This window comes from Mesorhizobium sp. M2C.T.Ca.TU.002.02.1.1, from assembly GCF_003997225.1.
On sequence record NZ_RZTO01000761.1, the window covers coordinates 1 to 2,952 of the forward strand.

The 2,952-nt window shown below is 63.1% G+C and carries 1 protein-coding gene and 1 pseudogene; both read right to left on the minus strand.

The genetic code is table 11. The features are described 5' to 3' along the window. Positions 1–257: pseudogene (prfB, locus tag EOD07_RS28935) on the minus strand (peptide chain release factor 2); the annotation flags it as partial. Between the two features lie 127 nt (positions 258–384). Next, positions 385–2,841, minus strand: a complete 2,457-nt coding sequence (locus EOD07_RS28940) for a penicillin-binding protein 1A (protein ID WP_040983106.1) — start codon at positions 2,839–2,841, stop codon at positions 385–387. Between the last annotated feature and the right edge of the window lie 111 nt (positions 2,842–2,952).

Genomic DNA, 2,952 nt, shown 5'->3' on the forward strand with positions numbered 1-2,952 from the left:
CGCCGAGCTCGATCAGCCCGATATTGTCTTCCAGCGCCTGGGTCAGTCCCTTGACGGCGGCGATGCCGTCCTCGAGCTCCTGGCGCTCCCGCATCAGCTTCTGCGCTTCGATCGGATCATTCCAGAGGCTGGAATCCTCGGCGCGCGAATTCAGGTACTCAAGCCGCTTTACAGCCTGATCCCAGTCAAAGATGCCTCCTCAGCAGGGTTATCGCCTGCCTGATCTCGTCGACAATGTTGAGCGTTTCCGCGCGCATGGCTTTTCGTTCGGTCCTGTTCTTTTCGGTCTTTTCGGAATAGGCGCGATACATAGGCACGCCGCCGCGGCCTGTAAAGCGAAATGGGCCGGCGGTTTCTCGCCGGCCCGCTATAGAATGCAGGAGGTCAGTAGAGGCCGCCGCCGCCGTCCTGGATAGCCTGGTTGGCCTGGGGCGACAACGCCCCGCCCGAGCCGTTCGAGCCATCGGCGCCCATGCCGATCACCCAATAGCTGTCGGCGGGGCCGGTGCCGGGCTTGAACGCCTCGACGATGGTGTTGGGGTCGCCTTCGGCGGCGCGCATGCCGGTCTTGCGGTTGATGGCGATCAGCTTCATGCCGTCGGGGACCTGGAAGTCGGTGTTCGGCTTGCCGTCGAGCGCCACGCGCATGAAGTCCTTGAAGATCGGCGCCGCGAGACCGCCGCCCGTGGCGCCATGGCCGAGGCCGCGCGGCGTGTCGTAGCCCATATAGAGGCCGACGACGAGGTTGGGCGTATAGCCGATGAACCAGGCGTCCTTCTCGTCATTGGTCGTGCCGGTCTTGCCGGCGATGTGCCGGCCGAGCTCGCCGATGGTGGCGCCGGTGCCGCGCTGCACCACGCCTTCCATCATCGAGGTGATCTGGTAGGCGGTCATCGGGTCGAGCACCTGCTCGGAATTGTCGACCAGTTCCGGCTCGGGCTGGTTCTTCCATTCGGTGGCGTTGCAGCCTTCGCACCCGCGCTCATCCTGCTTGAACACCGTCTTGCCGTAGCGGTCCTGGATGCGGTCGATAAGCGAGGGTTTGATCGATTTGCCGCCGTTGGCCATGATCGAATAGGCCGAAACCATGCGCATGACGGTCGTCTCGCCGGAGCCCAGCGCCATCGGCAGGTAGGGCGCCAGATGATCGTAGACGCCGAAGCGCTCGGCATATTCCACGACCAGTTTCATGCCCATGTCGTTGGCAAGCCGCACCGTCATCAGGTTGCGCGACTTCTCGATGCCGGAGCGCAAGGTGGCCGGGCCAGCGACCGTGCCGTCATAGTTCTTCGGCGTCCAGGTGGTGTTGCCGCTCTGGATGGTGATCGGACCGTCCATGATGACGGATGCCGGCGTGTAGCCATTGTCGAGCGCCGCCGAATAGACGATCGGCTTGAACGAGGAGCCGGGCTGGCGCATCGCCTGGGTCGCGCGGTTGAACTCGGATTGCGCATAGGAGAAGCCGCCGACCATGGCGAGCACGCGGCCGGTATGCGGATCCATGGCGACGAGGCCGCCCTCGACCTCCGGTACCTGGCGCAGCATGTAGGTGTTGTCGGAGCCTTCGTTCTTCTGCACGAAGATCACGTCGCCGGGCTCCAGCACCTCCGCCGGGGACTTCGCCCTGACGGACTTGCCGTTGACGAAGTGGCGCATGGCGAAGCCCATGTCTTCCTTGCTGACGGTCCCCTGGACACGTTCCTTGACGAGGTCGCCGGAAACCTGTCGCGCCGGCTGAAGGCCGATGGTGAGACCACTCGCCGAACTGTCGAGCACCACGGCAAGCGTCCATTCCGGCACGTCTTCAAGGCCCTTGACATTGCCGAGCGGGACGCCCCAGTCGCCAGAGATGTCTATATGCTTCACCGGTCCGCGATAACCGCGCAGCATGTCGTATTTGAGCAGGCCGTTCTGCATCGCCTTGCGCGCAATGAGCTGGATCTTCGGATCGAGCGTGGTGCGCACCGACAGGCCGCCCTCGTAGAGCGCGTTCTCGCCATAGCGCGCGATGATCTGGCGGCGGACTTCCTCGGTGAAGTACTCGCCGGCAAACAGATAGGAGCCGTTGCGGCGCGGCGTCACGCCGAGCGGTTCGGCCTTCGCCTTTTCGCCTTCGTCATGGGTGACATAACCATTCGCGACCATCTGGTCGATGACCCAGTTGCGGCGCTCCAGCGCGCGGTCTGCATGCTTGAAGGGATGGTAGTTGTTCGGGCCTTTCGGCAGCGAGGCCAGATAGGCGGCCTCGGCAACGGTGAGCTCGTTGACCGACTTGTCGAAATAGGTCAGCGCGGCGCCTGCAACGCCGTAGGCGCCAAAGCCGAAAAAGATTTCATTCAGATAGAGCTCGAGGATGCGGTCCTTCGAATAAGCCTGCTCGATGCGGAAGGCCAGGATCATTTCCTTGATCTTGCGCTCATAGGTCTGGTCGGAGGTGAGCAGGAAGTTCTTCGCCACCTGCTGGGTGATCGTCGAGGCGCCGACCTGGCGCCGGCCCGAGCCGAAGTTCTGCAAGTTGACGACAATCGCGCGGCCGAGGCCGGTGATGTCGATGCCGGGATGGTTGTAGAAATTCTTGTCCTCGGCCGACATGAAGGCGGCCTTGACGCGGTCCGGGATGGCCTGGATCGGCAGATAGAGACGCCGTTCGCGCGCATACTCGGCCATCAGCGAACCGTCGGAGGCGTGAATGCGCGTCGTCACCGGCGGTTCGTATTTGGCCAAAACCTCGTAGTCGGGCAGGTCCTTCGTCAGATGGCTGATATAGATGGCAAGGCCGCCCGCCACCAGCAGCGCCAGCGTCGTGCCGATGCCGAAGAAATAGCCGATGAGACGAATCATGCCCGCTCCAGTCCGAGGTTCGGGAATTTCCTAAACGAAGCCGACAGTCGCGCAAGCTTCCCGGGGCGGTCCCAATCCGCAATCAAAAACCCATGTCGCGACCATGTGGAC

Coding starts and splice junctions, on each gene's coding strand:
- EOD07_RS28940 (WP_040983106.1), bottom strand. CDS start 2,841: ATGATTCGTCTCATCGGCTATTTCTTCGGCATCGGCACGACGCTGGCG.